The sequence below is a fragment of the Paenisporosarcina macmurdoensis genome (genome assembly GCF_042658845.1).
GTDB classification, from domain to species: domain Bacteria; phylum Bacillota; class Bacilli; order Bacillales_A; family Planococcaceae; genus Paenisporosarcina; species Paenisporosarcina macmurdoensis.
Window position 1 is genome coordinate 178338 of sequence record NZ_JBHSRI010000002.1, and the last position, 20510, is coordinate 198847.

14 protein-coding genes are annotated in these 20510 nt (G+C 37.1%); 10 read left to right on the plus strand and 4 right to left on the minus strand.

Annotated features, from left to right (window positions below; all coding sequences use genetic code 11):
• Positions 1-13 precede the first annotated feature (13 nt).
• Positions 14-967, minus strand: a complete 954-nt coding sequence (locus ACFPYN_RS00840; protein ID WP_377731985.1) for a hypothetical protein — start codon at positions 965-967, stop codon at positions 14-16.
• 365 nt (positions 968-1332) lie between these two features.
• On the opposite strand from ACFPYN_RS00840, the gene ACFPYN_RS00845 reads away from it, so the two are divergent.
• The 5 genes from ACFPYN_RS00845 (at position 1333) to ACFPYN_RS00865 (ending at position 10332) form a co-directional block, all read left to right on the plus strand.
• A complete protein-coding gene (locus ACFPYN_RS00845; RefSeq protein ID WP_377731986.1) occupies positions 1333-3159 on the plus strand; it encodes an S-layer homology domain-containing protein in 1827 nt (608 codons plus the stop codon).
• Between the two features lie 204 nt (positions 3160-3363).
• Positions 3364-4818 carry an N-acetylmuramoyl-L-alanine amidase gene (locus ACFPYN_RS00850; RefSeq protein ID WP_377731987.1) on the plus strand — a complete coding sequence of 485 codons (1455 nt, stop codon included), beginning with the start codon at positions 3364-3366 and terminating at the stop codon, positions 4816-4818.
• A gap of 98 nt (positions 4819-4916) precedes the next feature.
• Positions 4917-6803 (plus strand): S8 family peptidase, encoded by a 1887-nt coding sequence (locus ACFPYN_RS00855; protein WP_377731988.1) that lies wholly within the window; start codon positions 4917-4919, stop codon positions 6801-6803.
• Between the two features lie 189 nt (positions 6804-6992).
• Positions 6993-8075, plus strand: a complete 1083-nt coding sequence (locus ACFPYN_RS00860) for a C40 family peptidase (RefSeq protein WP_377731989.1) — start codon at positions 6993-6995, stop codon at positions 8073-8075.
• A 169-nt stretch (positions 8076-8244) separates the two neighbouring features.
• Positions 8245-10332, plus strand: a complete 2088-nt coding sequence (locus ACFPYN_RS00865) for an S-layer homology domain-containing protein (protein ID WP_377731990.1) — start codon at positions 8245-8247, stop codon at positions 10330-10332.
• Positions 10333-10483: 151 nt separating this feature from the next.
• On the opposite strand, the gene murJ is transcribed toward ACFPYN_RS00865, so the two are convergent.
• The 3 genes from murJ to csaB are packed head-to-tail and all read right to left on the minus strand — an operon-like array spanning position 10484 to position 14358.
• Positions 10484-12004 (minus strand): murein biosynthesis integral membrane protein MurJ, encoded by a 1521-nt coding sequence (gene murJ, locus ACFPYN_RS00870; protein WP_377731991.1) that lies wholly within the window; start codon positions 12002-12004, stop codon positions 10484-10486.
• Between the two features lie 56 nt (positions 12005-12060).
• Complete coding sequence (locus tag ACFPYN_RS00875; RefSeq protein WP_377731992.1) at positions 12061-13233, minus strand: glycosyltransferase family 4 protein; 1173 nt, start codon at positions 13231-13233, stop codon at positions 12061-12063.
• A 15-nt stretch (positions 13234-13248) separates the two neighbouring features.
• Positions 13249-14358 (minus strand): polysaccharide pyruvyl transferase CsaB, encoded by a 1110-nt coding sequence (gene csaB, locus ACFPYN_RS00880; protein WP_377731993.1) that lies wholly within the window; start codon positions 14356-14358, stop codon positions 13249-13251.
• Positions 14359-14554: 196 nt separating this feature from the next.
• On the opposite strand from csaB, the gene ACFPYN_RS00885 reads away from it, so the two are divergent.
• The 5 genes from ACFPYN_RS00885 (at position 14555) to ACFPYN_RS00905 (ending at position 20487) form a co-directional block, all read left to right on the plus strand.
• Positions 14555-15271: a WecB/TagA/CpsF family glycosyltransferase gene (locus tag ACFPYN_RS00885; RefSeq protein ID WP_377731994.1), complete on the plus strand. Its 717-nt coding sequence runs from the start codon at positions 14555-14557 to the stop codon at positions 15269-15271.
• A gap of 478 nt (positions 15272-15749) precedes the next feature.
• The gene (locus ACFPYN_RS00890; RefSeq protein ID WP_377731996.1) at positions 15750-17024 is read left to right on the plus strand and encodes a nucleotide sugar dehydrogenase; all 1275 of its coding nucleotides are present in this window, start codon (positions 15750-15752) and stop codon (positions 17022-17024) included.
• A gap of 15 nt (positions 17025-17039) precedes the next feature.
• Positions 17040-17912 (plus strand): UTP--glucose-1-phosphate uridylyltransferase GalU, encoded by an 873-nt coding sequence (gene galU, locus ACFPYN_RS00895; protein ID WP_377731997.1) that lies wholly within the window; start codon positions 17040-17042, stop codon positions 17910-17912.
• A 58-nt stretch (positions 17913-17970) separates the two neighbouring features.
• On the plus strand, positions 17971-19101 hold the full coding sequence (locus ACFPYN_RS00900; RefSeq protein WP_377731998.1) for a glycosyltransferase family 4 protein: 1131 nt from the start codon (positions 17971-17973) through the stop codon (positions 19099-19101).
• 6 nt (positions 19102-19107) lie between these two features.
• On the plus strand, positions 19108-20487 hold the full coding sequence (locus ACFPYN_RS00905) for an O-antigen ligase family protein (protein WP_377731999.1): 1380 nt from the start codon (positions 19108-19110) through the stop codon (positions 20485-20487).
• Positions 20488-20510: the final 23 nt, after the last annotated feature.

A 20510-nucleotide genomic window follows, 5' to 3' on the forward strand; every position in this document is an offset into this window, starting at 1 on the left:
AGGATTTTTTTTATTAACGATTCATTGCTTTATCGAGTAATGCAGAGCGTCTTGCTTCTTTTTCTTTTTCATATTGTGTAACAAAACTTTGCACATGACTTTCAGCTAAATTATTTGCTTTTAATTCGTTTTCAATAACACCTACGATTTGATAGAACACTTTGTCCGTTCGACCTTCAAGTTCAGCAGCTGCTGATGAATACTTGTTGTAGAAGTAAGCATAATTAACAGATTCGCCATTCGCTATTTTAGCTTGATATTCACTATAAGCTCTTCCGACTAAAGCATCAACTCTTGAACTAGCTTGCCCTTGTAAACTAGACATGACAGGTTCATATTTACCTTTAATGCTAGCGACAGTTACGCGCTCTACATTAGCAGGAGGAGGAGTAGTTGTTGAACCACCATTTGAAGAACCGCTACCACCTGTAGAACCACCGTTTCCAGAAGAACCGCTAGTGTTACCTGAAGAACCACCAGTGCTACCTGTAGAACTACCATTCCCAGAAGAAGTACCATTTTCACCAGTGCTAGATGTTCCACCACTACCAGAAGTGCTGCCACTGCCAGAAGAACTGCCTCCAGTCGATGAAGTAGTTCCTTCATTAGAGTTTGTTGAAGTTCCTGACGTGTCTTCTTCAGAAGAAGAGGATTCAGTTCCTGTAGAAGAATCTGTTCCATCACCTTCAGTTGAAGTTGAAGTTGATCCAGTATTTCCAGGAACGTCAGATTCAACAATATTGCCATCTTCGTCTAACTCTATAGTTGAGCCATCTGGTAATTCGATATTAAAAGTCTCTCTTGTAATTTCAGTTACTTCTGAATCCGCTACGTCATATTCTTTAAATTTCAATAAATATATGACATACGATCCACCTAAAAGGATTACAATTCCAAAAACAACTAGCAATCGTTTTAACCAAGTGGGAAATCTCTTTTTTGTTCGTTCGTTTCCATTTTTTTGCATAATCTATCTCCTATACTTAATTAATTTGTATATCTTTAGACAAGTATAGCAACATTTCGACAAGAAAAACATATATTTGAAGTCTTTAACCAAATCCCACCTTTTGTCCTAAGTGGTTTTATTGGAAAGTTATAGAAAAAATAATAACAAATATTCTCACATTAATAGTAGTTATTAGGTATAAAATAGTGTAAAGTAGTTCTAAAGGTTTTGATTTTGCTAACTTTATGGCAAAAAATGAATTTTTTCTGTTATCTTGTAATATTATGGGTTTTCTTGTGGGGTTCCAGGAACTAAAAATAGTAATAAATATTTTAGTTTTAATCTTGTATAAATAATGAACACATAAGAGGAGGAAATTATTAATGAAGAAAAAGTTATTAAAAACAGCAATGATAAGCGCAGTTGCATTTACACCAGTATTAGCAGTAGGAGTAAATGTTGACAAGGCAAGTGCGGCAACTACCGATATCCAAACAGACTACATGACTATGAGTGTTGTAGAGAAAGAAATTTTAAATGATTCAATGGCAGTCTTTGCACAAACATTAAATACAGGTAAATTTGTTCAAACTACATTACCGGTGAGCTATACAACAACAAAGACAAGAAACGAATTTATTCAAAGTCTTTCAACATTATTAGCACCTTTACCTTCTGACTCGGCTACTATCTCTTCAGATTTACAAGCTCGTTTTACTGCCTTCGAAAATTCGTTCCCTGTTGCTGCATCAGCTGATGCACAAGTGTTAAGTCCTTATTTGGAGCAAGTTGCTACTATTATTGCAGATGAAGTAGAGAAATTTAATCCTGCAAATGATCAAGTTGACGTTGCACCATTGTTTAATACTATTAAAAATAGACTCATGAATGAAGCACCAATACCAGTTACAGTAGAAGATTATATTAAATATCCTTCTACAGGGGATGCTGCGTCATTAGTTGACCAAGTAAATGCAGCTGTAGGACCTGGACCTGTAACACCACCACCACCAACTCCTGAACCACCTGTTGAAGATAATGGAGATGGCGAAATTTCAACTGGTGGAGACACTGTTGAAAACAATCCACAACAAGTAATTGATGCAATCAATGCTGCAGATACTGTTGATGAACTAGTTATCACACTTGAAGGTACAGATACTGAAGTGGCTATTCCTGGAACAATCTTTAATGCACTAGAAAATAAAAATTCTGATGCTGTAATCATTGTTGAAACTTCGACAGGAGCATATGAATTGCCTGTTTCAGCTGTTGATCTTGAAGCTTTAGCTGAACAGTTGAATGTAACAACTGCTGAATTAAAAATAGTAATCAAAGTTTCTGAAGTACAAGCACCAGGACTGGTAAACGCTCAATATGATGTTATTCTTCCATCTATTGATTTTGAAGTGACTATTGTTGCACCAAATGGTGAGTCAATTGTTCTTAACTTCTTCCCACAACCAGTTAAGCGTTCTATTACTGCTACAAAACAATTAGCTGCATTAACTACTGTTGGAGTAATAGTTGTGAATGGTCAAGTTCGTGGAGTACCTACTTTTGTTACACCGGGAAATACAACTGCTAATCTTTACCGTGCAGGAAACTCTACTTATACACTAGTAGAAAACTTCAAAACGTTTAAAGATGTTAACAATGGTGCTAACTGGTCTGAACAATATGTTGAGAAATTAGCTTCACGTTTAATCGTTTCTGGAACAACTGCAGAAACATATTCACCTAACCGTTCGATTACTCGTGGTGAGTTCGCTTCAATTTTATCTCGCGGACTAGGTTTAGTAGCTAAAAATCCAAATGTAACATTCTCAGATGTTTCATCTACTCAAGCATTCAACAGAAATGCTGAAATTGCTGCAGTAGTAGAAGCTGGAATTGTAAATGGATATAAGGATGGTAAATTCCGTCCGTACCAAGAAATTAATCGTGGTGAAGCCGCAATTATGATCAGTAAAGCCCTAGAATATTATGGTGCTGACTTGGTTACTTTAGATAAAACTAAAAAAGCATCAAACTTTGAAGATTATCGATATATCGGAACAACTACTCGTCCACATATTGAAAAAGTTCTTCAAGCAGGATACATCAATGGGTATAGTGATGGATCTTACAAATCATCAAATGATGCAAGCCGTGCTGAAATGGCACGTATCTTGTATGACTTCTTGAATTCTATCGAATTCATTAACTAGTATGACGAATATTACAAAAAAGGGTGCATGGATTTCCTCATGCATCCTTTTTTTTGTGACAAAATAATCATGTAAATATGTAAAGTGAACATTTTCCGGTTAAATATTACAAAATATAGACCAAATGAAATATAGAATTTTGCAAAAATATGACGTATGCTAATTGGTAGATTAAAGAAATGAAAGAAATTGGAGGGCGAATGAGTGAAAAAGTGGATTAGTTTGGTGGCATTGATTTTAGTGGTGTCGATTTTTGTACCATTGAAGCCGGCATCAGCAAACACATCATTTTCAGATGTTGGAACGACGCATAGGGCACAGGCAGAAATTTATTATCTTGTACAAGGCGGAATAGTAGGGGGAGTATCGTCTACTCAATTTGTACCCGATAAACATGTAACACGCGGAGAAGCTGCTGCTATGATCGGTCGTGCATTAGGTTTGAATGGAGAGCGTTTAGAGACTAAGTTCTCTGATGTCTCATCAAGCAACTTCGCATCCGGTTACATAAAACAAATGGTTGAAAAAGGAATTATATCAGGTTATCCAGATGGAACTTTCAAACCTTATACAACATTAACTCGTGGTCAAATGGCCGTTCTTATGAATCGTGCATTTAATTACGGAGCAAATACAGTAAGTGTGGCAAGTTCTACATTAATGGACAAAGGCATTGCACAAGGTATGTCTGATGGTACATTTGGACAAGAACTTACTATCAAACGTGGAGACTTTGCCGTTTTCTTAGCTCGCGGTGTTAACACGAAATTCCGAACTGTTCAAACTGAGACTTTTGAGCAAACGATGTACGTAAACACAAATGATTTATACTTCAGAGTAGGCCCTAATACTTCATACCCTTGGATGTTAAAACTTCAAAAAGGACAAGAAGTAAAATATTCGTATGCGGTTGGAGAATGGTCTGTCATCAAAGTTGATGACTTAGTTGGATTCGTACATAATTCGTATATTCAATTACAAAAACCTTCAACAACTATACCTACACCACCAACTGGTGGAACATTGTCTGACTTAACCGTCATTATTGATCCAGGTCACGGTGGCACTGATCCAGGTGGTTCAGGTAATGGATTCGTTGAAAAAAATGTCGTATTGAATGTTGCTAACCATATGAACTCTTATTTTGCAAAAACATCAATTAAGTCTTATATGACACGTACAAGTGATACTTATATTACCTTGCCTTTCCGAACAGAATTTGCTGCGAGATATAAAGGTGATGCATTTGTAAGTTTGCATACAAATGCTTTAAATGGAACCGCGAACGGACAAGAGTCATTTTATTATGCACAAACTGCCTCTACTAATCCATATGTTAAAGAATCGCGAGCATTAGCTATTTATTCTCAAAATAGAATGCAAGAAACATGGAACTTAACAAATCGTGGAGTAAATCCATTTGGATATGGAAATTTCCATGTTCTACGTGAGAATACAATGCCAGCAACATTAGTAGAGATGGGCTTTATTGATAGCCCGAAAGATATCACCTATATTAAATCAGAAACTGAACGTCAAAAAATGGGTAAAGCCCTTTTCTTGGCGACATTAGATTACTTCTATCATTATAAAGGGCGACAAGATGTCCTACCTTTATACAAACAATTCGGTGCAACTCCAAGCAAAAGGTTGCATTAATAAACAAGCCCGGAATGTGTAAAAACATTTCGGGCTTGTTTTAATAACAATTAAAATAGGGTATGATTCTAGTAGATACATAGAAAGAAGGTCAATCAATGAAGAGGTGGCTTGTTTTAATCACATTACTTGGTATGGTGATTTTCCCTACCAATAGTTCTGCAGAACAATCTTCTAAATATTTAATCCACTCGACGGTTTCTGATATTCAAAAAATGATGAAACAAGAAAACGTGACCGCATCTTTTGAGGTGTTACCAATAGTCGAATTGGAATTAACACCTACTGAATTACAATTTATAAAAAAATCTTATCCAAATGCAAGCGTTTCATTAGTACAAGAATATGAGATTGCTGCATATACAGATAAAATACCTGCTCAGTTTCCCATGATTAAGACTGTACCTACTCAAACAGTTCCATATACGGGAAAAGGTGTGAAGGTTGGAGTTTTAGATACCGGTATTGACGTTGATCACCCAGATTTAAAAGTTGCTGGCGGGATTTGTACAATGGATATAGAAAATTGTTCTTCAGGCACTTCTTATGATGATGATAATGGACATGGAACTCATGTAGCTGGAATCATAGCAGCACTACAAAACAATCAAGGTATTGTTGGAATCGCTCCAAATGTTGAATTGTACGCGATAAAATCTTTGGGTCGTGGAGGTAGTTCATCTACGATTATTGCAAAGGGCATAGAATGGGCAATCAACAATAACATAGACATATTAAATTTAAGTATTACAACAACACTCGGACCAGATATCATGCAGAAATTTATTGAAGTTGCATATGATAGCGGCATGATTATTGTAGGGGCCGCAGGTAATGAAGGAGCAACAAGAGGTGTTCAATATCCTGCACTATATGAAGATGTAATTGCTATTTCTTCGGTAAATTCAGAAAAAAAGATTACTGCAACTTCATCTACTGGGGAAAAAATTGAATTAGCGGCTCCAGGATTTGAAATTACTAGTACCTATCCATTAGATAAATATACTGAGGGGAAGGGCTATGCTACCTTGTCCGGAACATCAATGGCAGCGCCTCATGTCACTGGGATTGCAGCTTTGTATAAAGAAAGATTTCCTAGCTTTTCAAATAGTAAAATAAGAGAATTATTGACTTCGCGGTCAGAGGATTTAGGACCCGTTGGAAGAGATATACAATATGGGTTTGGATTAGTACAATATCAAAATAATATAGATGATATCCCTTTTTTAAATTATGAATTATCTAAAGGTAAAATAACGATAAATCTTCAAAATAAAGAAAATGTGAAATCTATCGAATTATTGTTTAACGGAGAGGTAATTGCTCCTAAATCTCTTGGTGTCTGGGAAGTCTATCAAGTAGCTGGTTCCCATAAAGTCATTGCAGATTATGTAGAAACCACCGGAAAGATACATCAAGATATATTTAATATCGATGTTATTGAACCTAAATTCACAGACATCTCGCCATCTCTATGGTACTCAAGTCATATTGCATATCTTGGTTACAACAATATTATTTACGGTAAGACTGATGGATCATTCCAACCGAATGTCCAAATTACGCGTGGAGAAGCTGTTGCTTTACTAGGAAGGGCACTTGGACTGAACGGTGAACCACGACAAACGAAATTTAAAGATGTGGGAAGTGGATTTTTTGCTTCAGGATATATCCAGTCAGCATTTGATTCTGGCTATGTAAGTGGCTTTCCAGACGGCACATTTAGACCGAGTCAACCAGTTACACGTGCTGAAATGGCAATATTAATGGCTAAGATGTATGAATTACCTTTTGACGAATCTATACCAAACCGATTTAAAGATATAAATCCGGAAATGATGAGCTATGAATCGATTCGTGCACTTGGGGAATCTGGCATTACATTAGGATATCCTGATGGAACTTTCCAGGCAAATCAACATATGACAAGGTTTTCTTTCAGTGTCTTTGTTGCAAGGGCCGAGGAGCCAAATATGTTCAAATAAAATAGTGGTCATCAAAGCTAATAGCTTTGATGACCACTATTTTCATATAGAACCAGTTGTAACACAACTGTAATGTAATCGTAAAGTAAGTATCTCGAAAAATCTGATATTATTTAAAACAGGTTGTAATTAATAGAGATAAGATGCATGAGCATCTAAGATATAAAAAAACATTACATGAGGTGGAAAATGAAGAAACGTATTATTCAGATGATTATCGCTGTGTTACTGATTTCAGTGGCGCCATTTATGACGACTCAAGCCAGTGCTGCAACAGGAAATGAAATCGTGAACTACGCTAAAGCATTACTAGGCGTTCGATACCAATATGGTGGAACTACTCCAACAGGATTCGATTGCTCAGGATATACATCTTATGTATATAAAAAAGCAGGCGTTACACTTCAAAGAACCGCACAACAACAATATGGACAAGGATCTTCCGTTTCAAAATCAAATTTACAAGCTGGAGACTTAGTTTTCTTCAATAACTTAGGTCGCGGAGCTACTCACGTTGGAATATACATAGGGAATAGTAATTTCATTTCCGCTGAATCTGAAGGTATTGCAATAAGTAGCATAAATGACCCTTACTATTGGGGTAAATATTATGTTGGAGCTAAACGATTGATTAGTGCACCAGTTGCAACACCAGCACCAGCACCAGCACCAGCACCAGCACCAGCACCAGCACCAGCACCAGCACCAACTTCACCACCTGTAACAAATGGTAACTTTGCAGATGTTGCTTCAAGTCATCCTGCATATGCAGCAATCAAGTCATTAAATATTGATGGCGTAATTAGTGGTTATGAAAACCAACAATTCCGTCCAACTACTGAAGTTACTCGTGGTCAAGCAGCAGCTATGATAAATCGAGTATTAAAATTAACACCTTCAAAAGCAGTAACATTTACAGATGTTGCAACTAACCACTCATTTGCAAAAGATATTGCAGCAATGAATGAAGCTGGTATTATCCTAGGATATACATCAGGTAAAAAATACGGGATGTATGATTCATTATCAAAATCTCAATTAGCTGTCATTTTAGATCGTGCATTTAAAATTACACAATCACAACAAAACCAAGTTCAAACTGCAAGTAGCTATAATGATGTACCAACTACATATTGGGCATATAAACCGATTGTTGCATTAAAAACAATTGATTTAACAACAGTTTTCCAAACAACAAATTACTCAGTAAATGATTCAACTGACCGCGCAGAATTTTCAGCGGCTTTATATAGCTCAATCGAAGCTAAATAATCGCATTTCAAATAGAAGTCATTCGTCCTAGTATAGGCGAGTGGCTTTTTTATTTACGTTATTATATGGGTAATAATCTTTATCTATTCATAGTTTACCCGAATTATCTTTTAATAAACCTCCTTTTCTATTAAAATGGAAATAGTCACAATTATTGGAGGAAATGAAAATGATACATATAAGAAAGGTTATACTTCTTGTTGTCATGTTTACATTGGCATTTACTATGTTATTAACTACCAACACTGCTAGAGCAGATGATATTTCTGGAACATTGGAACTTGAAATGCGAGAAGCCGTAGAACGTGGAATATTACTTGGTTATGGAGACGGGAAATTTGGCCAAGAAGACGACGTAACACGAGGACAGTTTGCCGCATTTATGGAACGTGCTTTGAACCTACCAGCCTCAAATGGAAGCTTTGTAGATGTTAGGAAAGACTCAAAGTTAGCACCATCCATTTATGCAGTCGCTAACGCTGGTATTATGATTGGTGGATCTGACAATACATTTAATCCTGATGCACTTATCACACGTGGTCAAGTAGCATTGACTATTAAAAATGCATTAAATTATAGCGAAATGGTAATAGATTCAAGTCGTTTAGATTTCACCGATGCCAATTCGATGTCGTCCGTGACTTTAAGCGCGGTATATAATGCAATTCATTACAACATAATTAGTGGCTATCCGAAAGTTGTGAATGGAGTTACCACGTTAAGTTATAAACCCGAACTTAATGCCACACGTGCTCAGGCAGCAGCATTCATTATACGTCTATTGAATGCAAAGGAAAGCTATGTACCACCAGTCGAAGAATCACAAGATCCGACTCCTCCAGTGACTCCTCCTGTGGAACCACCAGTTGATGAAACTTTATATCAATTGGCAGTAATTACGAACAACGAACTGGTTAAGACTGAAACAACATACAAAACATTTGATGAGGCATTGACTGTATATAACGCTAATCTTAGTTATGAAGCTATCTACCGTGGAAAAGAGATTATGAAAGTTAAACCAGGTAGCATTGCTTTCGGTGACAATACAGTAAGTAGTAGTGCTCCAAATACAATCATATATTTCGATTCAAAGTTTACACAACAAGCAACTTTCATAGAACGTGGACGTGAAATGCGTTATATCGATTCGAATGCAGATTATATTAAAGTACAAGTTGCTGCAACGATGGGTTATGTGAAACATTCAGAAACTAATTTAAAACCGAAAAAATTAGTTGTGAGCACAAACCGAGATTATTATGTCGTAAGTCAATGGGGAACATTAATCCACCATTTGACTAATCATTACACAAATAAGAATGTTTCTTATCCGGTTGGTCCTGCACCTTCATTCATGCAACAGGGTCCCCAGTATTTAAGTTACGATGGGATTCATTTCATGGATGCTAATGGACGAGGAATTGGTAATAACTTTCCTTATTTTCAATATGTTTCTGCTAGAACCACAACGGACTATACTGCAGAAGAAATTGATGCTTACATCGTAAAAATACTAAATGAGAAATATCCTGCACGAGCTAGCGAATCGAAGCTAATTGGAATGGGGAAACATTTTAAAAAGCTAGAACAAGAAAAACGAGTAAATGCTTTATTTATTCTTTCGTTAGCCATTCACGAAAGTGCATTTGGTTTAAGTGATCGTGCTTTACAGTGTAATAATCTTTTTGGATTGCATATTTATGATTCTACTACTAAAACATGTCCAAAAGACGGGACTTTCTCATCACCTGAAATAGGTGCAAACACTTTGGTAGATAACTATTGGAATTCTCGCTACATCAATCCTGAATTCATGGGAGTACCTGCCCGTAATTTAGGAGCAGCATTTGGCAACAAGACAACTGGCTTCAATGTGAACTATGCATCCGATCCAACATGGGGATCTAAAGCAGCTGCGCATATGTTGCAACTGGATAAAGACCTTGGTAAAAAGGATTTGAATAAGTTCAAAAAAATTCTATTCACAAAATATGAAGTTGAAACAAGAGTTCGTAAAGAACCAAGTACTTCATCTGAAGTACTATATTCATATAGACCAAGAAATGTAGGCGTATATAAAGATTCTGTTCCTCCAAATGGCTATCCACTTGGCTATCCGTTAACTGTCGTTGATTCGATAGTAGATGGAGAGTACACGTGGTACAAAGTCTATTCTGATAAATTTGTAGATCAAACATCTCCAGTATACGGTTGGATTCGTTCCGATGTAGTCATTGGTATTGATTATCCTTAATAAATAGGTAATGGCTTCCACTCATTGAGGGTGGAAGCCATTACCTATTTATCCCATGTTTAATTAATCTTAAACAAGAAACCTACTAACATCTCAAATAGAAGAAAAATAAAAGAGCTCAGGCTGAATTGCCCGAACTCTTCTATTAAATTTATTTCGATCTTTTCACCATACTCAACATGCGATTAAAGCCTGTAGGGTAAGTCATTTTCAATGACAGTGCGTAAACCACCATACCAATAGGTACCAATACGGCTAACTGTAACAATGAGTACCAAGCTTCAGCACCTAATACGACTTTAGCACCCCAAACAACCAGTCCCATCAGAATTGCTGGAATGATGACTCGCACACTCATACGAGCAAAGCGACTAAACTCTACCAAACCTAAATCTTTATAAACGACGATCATTGAGACAGTGAAATAGTAGACACTGACAACAGATGCAGCAAATGCTAGAGCTGGGTAGCCGTAATCATCGACTAACCACCAGTTTAATAAGAAGTTTAACAAAATGGTTGTGACACTAATACGGAATACAATGGCTGTTTTACCACGTGCATACATCGACTTGGATAAGATCAACTGCATCCCTTGGAAAACGATGATAGGTAAGTACCATAGCAATGCGATATAGGTATTAGATGTATCTTCAGCAGAATACTTTCCTCGTTCAAAAATAAACGACACTGCCGCGTCTCCTACTACTAATAAACCGATGGCAATAGGTAGAAGAGTAACTAGAGATATCTCCATTCCTCGGAAGAAGGTATCTTTAAATTTCTTCAAATCTTCCGTTTGCTCACTCATTAATGTGAAAATAATGACCGCAAGTGTTGTTGCGTAGATCGCATTCGGAATACTAACGAGTAAGGAAGAGTTATTTAAATACGTAACAGCACCATTTGTTACACCTTCACCAGAAGCAAAAGCTTTGTTGACAAATAGGTTAATCTGACCAACGACTGAGTTTAATAATGAAGGAATGATCAAGATTACGAAAGCTTTTTTGAAATCTTGTTCCATCTTAAAATCTAAACGCCATTTGTAATCGGAGCGACCTAAGAAGATAAGTTGAATAATGACACCTAATACCGTCCCAAAAACAAAGCCATAAACTAATGAATAGATTCCCCATATGTCACTAAATAGCAAGGCGAATATAGCAGCCATTAACGTTGCTAATAGTTTTGCTAACTGGGAAGGAACGAAAATCCGACGCGATTGTAAATAGGAATCTAACAGTCCACTTAAAGCGATAAGTAACATAAATGCAAAGAATATTTGCGTCATTTCAATGGCATATGGGGCAATTCCAGGTTTCATATTAGGATAAATGATGGGCACAAACTGCTTAGCGAAAAACCATCCAGTAATACTAATAAATCCAAAAATAATCATCGTTATGTTTAGTAAAGCATTTGCGTTTTGTTCACTAGAATCTAAACTTAATTTTTTACGCTTAATATACATAGGAAGGAAAACATTATTAAAACCAGTAGAAATCATGGCTACTACTAGTGTAATAAAACTAAAAGCTAAGAAGTAGCCATCAGTTTCATTAGATGCTCCAAATTCTCGTGCGACAATTGCTTCTCTTACAAACCCTGATAACTTTAATAGCAATGCAAGTCCGGTCGTCCACAAGGCTGCTTTTTTTAAACTACTCACTACTTATCCACCTCATACTTAGAAAAGCTCCTTGCAAATCTGCAAGGAGCTTTAGATTATTTAGAAACCGCTCGCTTATAAATACTTTCATATTTTTCAGCAGCTGCGTAATGTGAATATTCTTCGATTATTTTGGTTCTTGCAGCAACGGCTAATTGTGAACCTTCTTGTGGATTTCCAAGTAGGTAAATCATCGCATTAGATAAATCTTCTACATTTTGTTCTTCTACAAGAAGTCCGTCTTTTTCATGAGCGACAATTTCTTTTAATCCGCCGACAGCACATGCAATTAGAGGTACTCCTGATCCCATTGCTTCAAGTGCTGAAATTGAAGTTGCTTCCTCAACACCTGCACTTAATATAGAAGGAACTAAAACAACGTCACTTAGAGCAAAATACTCAATCATATCTTTATGTGCAACTGCACCTAGTAACGTAACGTTGTCAGATACACCTAATTCTACTGCTTTCGCTTTAATTTCATCGAACATTTCACCTGTACCCGCGTATACAATGCGAGCATTCGGGAATTTCTCTAAAACAGGAGGGAATGACAGCACTGGATAAATAACTCCGTTTTTACGAGTTAATCGACGAGGCACAAAGAAAATTAATTCATCTTGGTTAATGCCATATTTATCTCGGAATTCACGACGATGTTCAATTTCTGGTTTAAAGGAATCGACATCGATAAAGTTTTTAATCATCGTGCCGTCAACACCGGTTTCACGTTTCACGTAATTTTTAATACGTGTATCCACGGTAATGACTTCACGAGTAGTTGTATAGCCGATTCGCTCTACTGCCATCAATTTTTCTGCATGTTTAGAACCTTCAGCAACTGATCCTTTAGAAATACCTTCATATGTTAAATAACCATGAACGGTTGTAACAGTTGGGAGGCCAGCTGCAAGTGAAGCTCGTGTAGCAAATACATCTTGTGCGTTAACAATGTCATACGCTTTATATTTTTCTTCACGTAACATCTGTTTCAAAAAGTCTTGTCGACGTTCTAATGTCCATACATAACCTGAGCCTAAAGAAATCTTATTTAGAATGAAGGAAGGACCACGTGCGATGAAATCCCGTTTCCATTTAGGGACATCAGAGAATGATAAGGTATCCACTTCATGTCCACGAGCTTGAAGACCAGATTGTAAAGTGGTCATATGGGTCGATAGGCCACCTAAATGAGGATAGTCATACGACGTAACTAATAAAATTTTCATGAATGACGATCTCCTTTAGTTTCCGAATTTTTCTTTTAGTAAATCTAAGTTGCGCATAGCTTCACGACGAAGTTGGTCAACATTAGGTTTCATTGTTTGTTGTGCAAGTTCTTTATTATCTAATAAGTAAAGAGCGTTCTCAAGAAGTTTTGCTTCGTTAATTTCGCCTAAGCGGAAAGAGTAATCCCACATACCAGAACGCATTAAGAAACTCTCTACTTTTTTATCATAACTAAAACCTAAATGAGGGACGTCACTTAATGCTGAAAAAATTAATGCATGTAATCTTAGTCCAACAGTTAAGTCTGCATGGCGAATAAAATTCAAGAACTGATTTGGTGAAAAATCAGAACCTAGCATAAATGTTTTGTCAGCATGTTTCATATGAGATAATACGTCGTTTGAAGCTGGCACATCGTATTTTCCTTCCATTGGGACAAATACGGGTGTCACTCCTCGTTGAACAATTAGCTCGTCCAACAAGTGCGCCATTTTCTCTATATAGTCTGGATGCTCAAACCAAGGGCGGACAGTGACCGCAACTATTTTTTCGTCACCTTTTAAAGGAAGTGATTGATAGGCAGAGTCTTCTTCATCCGCACGGAAAGCAAATACGATATCTGCAGTAACAACCGTTTCAGGACGTTTCACACCTAAAGAATGTAAGTAGTCTTTCGAGTATTGATCACGGACAGTCACGAAGTCAGCTAAATTAGCTAAGCCTTTCATGAGGATTTTACCCCAAGTGGAAGTAACGGGTCCAATTCCTTGTGAAAAGAACATTACTTTTGATCCGCAAAGTTTAGCTAGTAGTACGATAAGCAAATAATAAGGAAGTGGTCCAAATAAAAATTTGGTTGGGTATGTATCCTGGAGCAATCCACCACCACCAGAAATCAATAAGTCCGCATTACGCAATGCTTTCACTTTTTCTTTGTTTTGATGTCTCCATCCACGATATATGGATTGAACACCATGTTCCTTTGCCGTTTGCTCAGGTGACAAAGAAAACACCGTAATTTCTGGATTGTTCAATTCAGAACGTAGATTATCTACGATCGCTTTTAATATAGCTTCGTCTCCTGTATTTCCAAGACCGTAAAAGCCGGATAGTACAATTTTCAAATGAAGTCCTCCTCTAAATCTGTGTTCAATCAAAAGCATAAAAATGGTGATTGAACATCCTCATAACAAAAGCTTCCACACTGAGGTGAAAGCATACCATCTCCAAATTTTATCACTTGTCACGGACGCTATGCAACTAAACATAGAATCTGCTATACTATATCAATTGAAAGTGAACGAATTGAGGGTGTAAAAAGTGAAGGAAACATACTTGGGCGTGGAAGTATCGCCATTAACATATGAAGGAATTGTGAACGAAATAGAAAACAGAATGACTCGTCATGAGCAGTCGACGATTATTGCGGTGAATCCAGAAAAAGTAATTGTAGCCAATCGGGATCCACAAGTAAAAACGCTTATTAATGAATCAACCTTTCAAATACCTGATGGAGTTGGCGTGCTATTAGCATCTAAACTTAAAGGTGGAAAGATTACTTCTCGAGTAACTGGGGTAGATATGATGGGGAGGTTGCTTGACTTTGCAGCGCTTAAAGGTCATTCTGTTTACTTTTATGGTGCAAAAGAAGAGGTAGTAACCAAAGCAATCGCTGAAATACAAAAAGAAAGACCATTATTACTAATTGCAGGCTATACGAATGGCTATGAAAAAGATGAAGCAGCACTAGTTCAACGTATAAATGACAGTGGTGCCAAAATCTTATTCGTTGCTTTAGGTAGCCCGAAACAAGAATTATGGATAAAAAGAAACCTAATGAACCTGCCAAACGTTCTTGTTTTTCAAGGAGTTGGTGGTAGTTTTGATGTGTTTTCAGGAATGGTTAAAAGAGCACCCGCATTTTTCCGTAAGTTTGGGTTAGAATGGTTATACCGACTTGGAAGCAATCCATCTCGTATTAAGCGTCAAATGAACTTACCAGTTTTCTTATGGCGAGTATTAATAGGTAAGAAATAGCTTAACAAATAAGTCGATTTCATCATTCATAAAGAAGGATGTAAACATGAAGATTCAAAAAAAGCGATTCTGGTGATTTTCGTTACGGGCGGACGCTTTCCGCGGGCATGGCCTCAGCCTCCTCGACGAGCAAAAAACAGCTGCTCCTGCATCGCTAGGCTAGCTTCGTCGCAAACAAGTTGTGCTACCACAACTTGTTGTCTGTGGGGTCTTCAGCTCATGCACCTGCCGCTTCGCTTTCGGTGCAGAAAACATCTGCTATTCCCGCTGGAGTCGCCGCCCTGCACTCCAATCAAATTACCGATATTCTTAACAAAATTACAGGAATACACTACAAATATTCTTGTACCATTCATTAATAGGCATTTATGAAATTGCTTCAATTTAATAATTTGTAAGAACTTAAGTGGAATTTATCTAAAAGTACACTTATATATAGAAGAAACTCATAATTTTTCCAATCAGAAGGAGCATTCTCATGAAAAAATCCATTTGCGTAGTCGGACTTGGTTATATAGGGTTACCGACGGCTGTCATGTTTGCGAACCACGGGCATCAAGTTCACGGTGTAGACGTTAACGAAAAGGCAGTAAGTATGATACAAAATAAAGAGTTACATATCGAAGAAAATGGTCTACAAGAGCGTCTAGATAAAGCAATTGATTCTGGTTCATTCACAGTTTCAAGTACACCTATCAAAGCCGACATCTTTATTATTGCCGTTCCTTCTCCGATAAAATCAGACAAAACAGCTGATTTAGAATATGTGCGTCTTGCAACTGCATCGACAGTACCTTTCTTAGAAAAAGGGAATCTGGTTATTTTAGAATCTACAGTTCCTCCTCGTACTGTACAAGATGTCATGTTACCTGAACTGTATAAAACCAATTTAGAAATTGGGTCTGAATTATTGGTTTCACATTCACCTGAGCGTGTTATTCCAGGTCGTGTTTTTGAAGAATTAGTTTCAAATGACCGTATTATCGGTGGTATTAATGAAGAATCTTCTAAACAAACGACGGATCTATACAAATCATTTGTAAAAGGCACGATGCATGAAACGGATGCTACAACGGCTGAACTTGTAAAAGTAATGGAAAACACATATCGTGACGTCAATATCGCATTTGCTAATGAATTAGCTAAAATCGCACAAAATATTGGTGTTAACATTTGGGAAGCCATTAAACTGGCTAACTTCCATCCACGAGTAAATATTCATATGCCTGGTCCAGGTGTAGGTGGTCACTGTATCGCTGTTGATCCGTGGTTCTTAGTAGAACTAGATCCAGCTCAAGCAAATATTATACACTTAGCGCGCAAAACAAATGATGGCATGCCTTCATATACAGCGCAGTTAACGGCAGATATTTTAAATGCAAAAGGTGTTAAAGAGCCTAAGATTGCTGTTTTCGGACTAGCATTTAAAGGGAATATTGATGATATGCGTGAGAGTCCTTCAGTTGAAGTGGTAGAACAACTTAGAGAACGTCAATTAAACTTATCAGCATTCGATCCACATATTAAAAACAACAATTTGCCTGAACAAACTCAAGATCAACATGAAGCATTGAACCAAGCATCAGCCATCTTAATTTTAACGGATCATCAATCTTTTAAAGACATGGATCCGGAAAAAATTAAAACGCATATGAAGAACCACATCATTATCGATACTAAGAACTGTGTTGACCGTGCTAAATGGGAAGCAGCTGGATTTGATGTCTATCTTCTAGGTGATTCGAAAAATTAAGGGAGGCATTGTCTAATGAAAAAAGTCCGTAAAGCAATTATTCCGGCAGCTGGGTTAGGTACGCGTTTTTTACCAGCTACAAAAGCAATGCCAAAAGAAATGCTCCCAATAGTAGATAAGCCAACCATTCAATATATTGTAGAAGAAGCAATTGCTTCAGGTATTGAAGACATTATTATCGTGACAGGGAAGGACAAGCGTGCAATTGAAGACCATTTCGATTCTGCGCCACTTCTCGAAAGTCAATTACATGAAAAGCAAAAGTTTGACCTACTGGAAGAAGTTCAACGTTCAGGAAAAGTTGAAATTCATTACATTCGTCAAAAAGCACCTTTAGGTTTAGGACATGCAGTATGGACTGCACGAAAATTTATTGGTGATGAACCTTTTGCTGTGCTGCTTGGCGATGATATTGTCCAATCAGATACACCTTGTTTAAAGCAGTTAATAGACAACTATGAAGAAACTGCTTCTTCTGTAATCGGCGTAATGGAAGTGCCAGAGTCAGAAACTCATCGCTATGGAATAATTGATCCTTCTGAACAACAAGGTTCACGATATAAAGTTCGTAAATTCGTAGAAAAGCCGAAGCAAGGGACAGCACCTTCAAATATGGCAATTATCGGTAGATATGTGTTTACTCCTGAAATCTTTAAGTATTTAGATGAGATGGAAGTAGGCGCAGGTGGTGAGATTCAATTAACAGATGCCATTGAAAAGTTAAACGCTGAACAATCTGTTTATGCCTGCGCATTCGAAGGAAATCGGTTTGATGTGGGTGAAAAACTTGGATTTGTTGAAACGACTTTAGAATTTGCTCTTCAACGTCCAGATTTGAAAGATAAATTAATTGCATTCATGAAGGAAAAAATCGCACAGTATGAGTAAGGCATCGCGAGAAGTCGTGATGTCGTTACTTAGACGTTTAAGGAATGGAGGATGAATGATGAAAATATTGTTAGTTGCCAATATGTATCCCTCATCTGAATTTCCTAGTTATGGTGTTTTCGTTCAAAATACCGAAAAAATTTTGCTAAATGAAGGCTTTCAAGTAGACAGAGCCGTTTTGAAGAAGAAAACGACGAAAGTTTCTAAGTTGATTGGCTATGCCATGTATTACAGCAAAATCCTGTCAAAAGGAATGCTAGGAAACTACGATGCTATTTATGTCCACTATGCTTCTCATAATGCAATGCCCCTATTGTGGTTGAAAAAACGCAAGCCTACCGTCCGGATCGTGACAAATGTGCATGGGAGCGACGTTGTGCCAGAAGTACCTTCACAAGAAAAATACCAACCAGCCGTTAAGAAATTACTGCAACAATCTTCACTTATTATTACACCTTCACACTACTACGAAAAATTAGTGCAACAAAAATATGAAGTAGCTACACCGATTCGAGTATTCCCATCAGGCGGTGTCAATGCCGAAGTATTTTATCCCCAAAAAAATCAACGAAAAGAGATTTTATCTCAATTAGATTTAGACCCTGCTTTCAGATATTTTGGTTATGTAGGTCGTCTCGATGTAGGAAAAGGTTGGGATCACTATTTAAGAGCGATTTCATTTTACGTAAATGAAAAACCTCAAGAACGACAGCGTACTCGATTTATCGCAGTAGGATCGGGTAAAGACGATGATGAATTTAAAGAGCTTGCCATATCATTAGGTATTGATGATGTCATCGTTCATTTTCCACTTATGAAACAATCTGACTTAGCAAAAATATATACAGTTATCGAAGTGTTCGTTTTTCCAACTACACGTAAAGGGGAAAGCCTCGGTCTTGTAGGTCTTGAAGCAATGGCTTGTCAAACTCCAATCCTTGCAAGTGCAATCGGTGGAATACTCGATTATGTTCAAGATGGTCAAAACGGGTGGTTGTTTACACCTGGTGATGCTGTTCAGTTAAAAGATTTGTTCGTCAAATTCGATGAACTGACTCCTGACCAGTATGCAACCATTTCACAAGCAGCTTACACTACTGCATTACAGTATGAACAAACAGCGATTCAATCGAGATTATCTGCGATTTTCAAAGAATTGAATCTAATAAATGATGAAAGAGGACTTTAACTTGCTATGAATCAAACTAAATTTTTAATCTACTTTGTCGCGTTTCTTATCCTCCAACCAGTTCTTGATGTACTAACAGCAGGATCAATTTTACTATTAAATTCAAGCATAACAATTGGCTTAGTCATGCGCTTTGCTTATATGGCGTTAATGGGTGTTTTCTTAATATGGATGGCCCGTTCGAATAAATTGGCACGAGGATACATAGTATACCTAGTTGGCCTTGCAGTTGTCATCGGAATAAACATCTTCTTGAATATGGATGTTAAAAATCCATATTATTTATTCCAAGAGTTAAAGTTCTTTAATAAAGTCGTCTACTTCCATATCGTTTTCCTTGGCCTAATGATTGTTTACAAACAATTGCAGTCACGTGATTGGGATATTGAAAAGCATACAACAAAGTATATGTGGCTATCTGGTCTAATCATTGGCGCGATATTTATCATTGCTCAAGTAACTGGAACTAGTTTATCAAACTATGCTCACTCAAAAGTAGGGTATTCAGGCTGGTTCTATGCAGGCAATGAAATTGGTGCAATTATGGCAATCGTTTTACCGATACTTGCACTGTATGCAATTGAACGAACAACGAAGGTTAAAAAACCTTGGTTTTGGATTCCGTTTGTGATGTTGTCACTAGGTATGCTAGCTTTAGGTACAAAAGTTGGTTACGGTGGAATTTTGGTCGTACTTCTCTCTGTATTAATCGGGAGTATTATTATGTATGTATTTATGCGTCTCAAAACAGATCAAGTTAAATCGAATTTGATGATTTCTTTTGGCTTAATTGTTTTACTTGCCGCTTCAACACCATTTACACCGGTATTTGGAAATATGTACGCTCACTTAGGGATGTTGGATATTTCTTTTGGTGATTCTGCTGATGAAGAACCTGTTCTGGATGACAATGGGGAAGAGATCATAGTTGAAGAAGAAGAAATTTCTGATGAACAAATACAAAACTTAATCTTTAGCTCACGAGAAAAGTATGAAAAAGAGTTTAATATTGATTTCAACTCATCACCAATTTCTCAACAACTGTTTGGTATGGGCTTTGCAGGAAACTATGTAGAACCTGAACCAGGGAAAGATTTGAAAATGATAGAAATGGATTTCCATGATTTATTTTATTCATTTGGATGGATTGGTTTTATTTACTTAATGGGACCATTCTTCTGGTACACAGGGAAGTTCCTTTTCCACTTCTTGACCAATATTAAAACACACTTTACTTATCTGTATATTTTGTATGGTGTTGCCTTTTTACTAGCTGTAGGAATCGCCTATACAGCAGGACATGTTTTGACAGCACCGGCAGTATCGATCTACATAGCTGCTATATTAGCCATGTTGACAGTGCGAGAAAAATTGATAGAAGACTAAAAGCGACAAATTTTAATAGATTA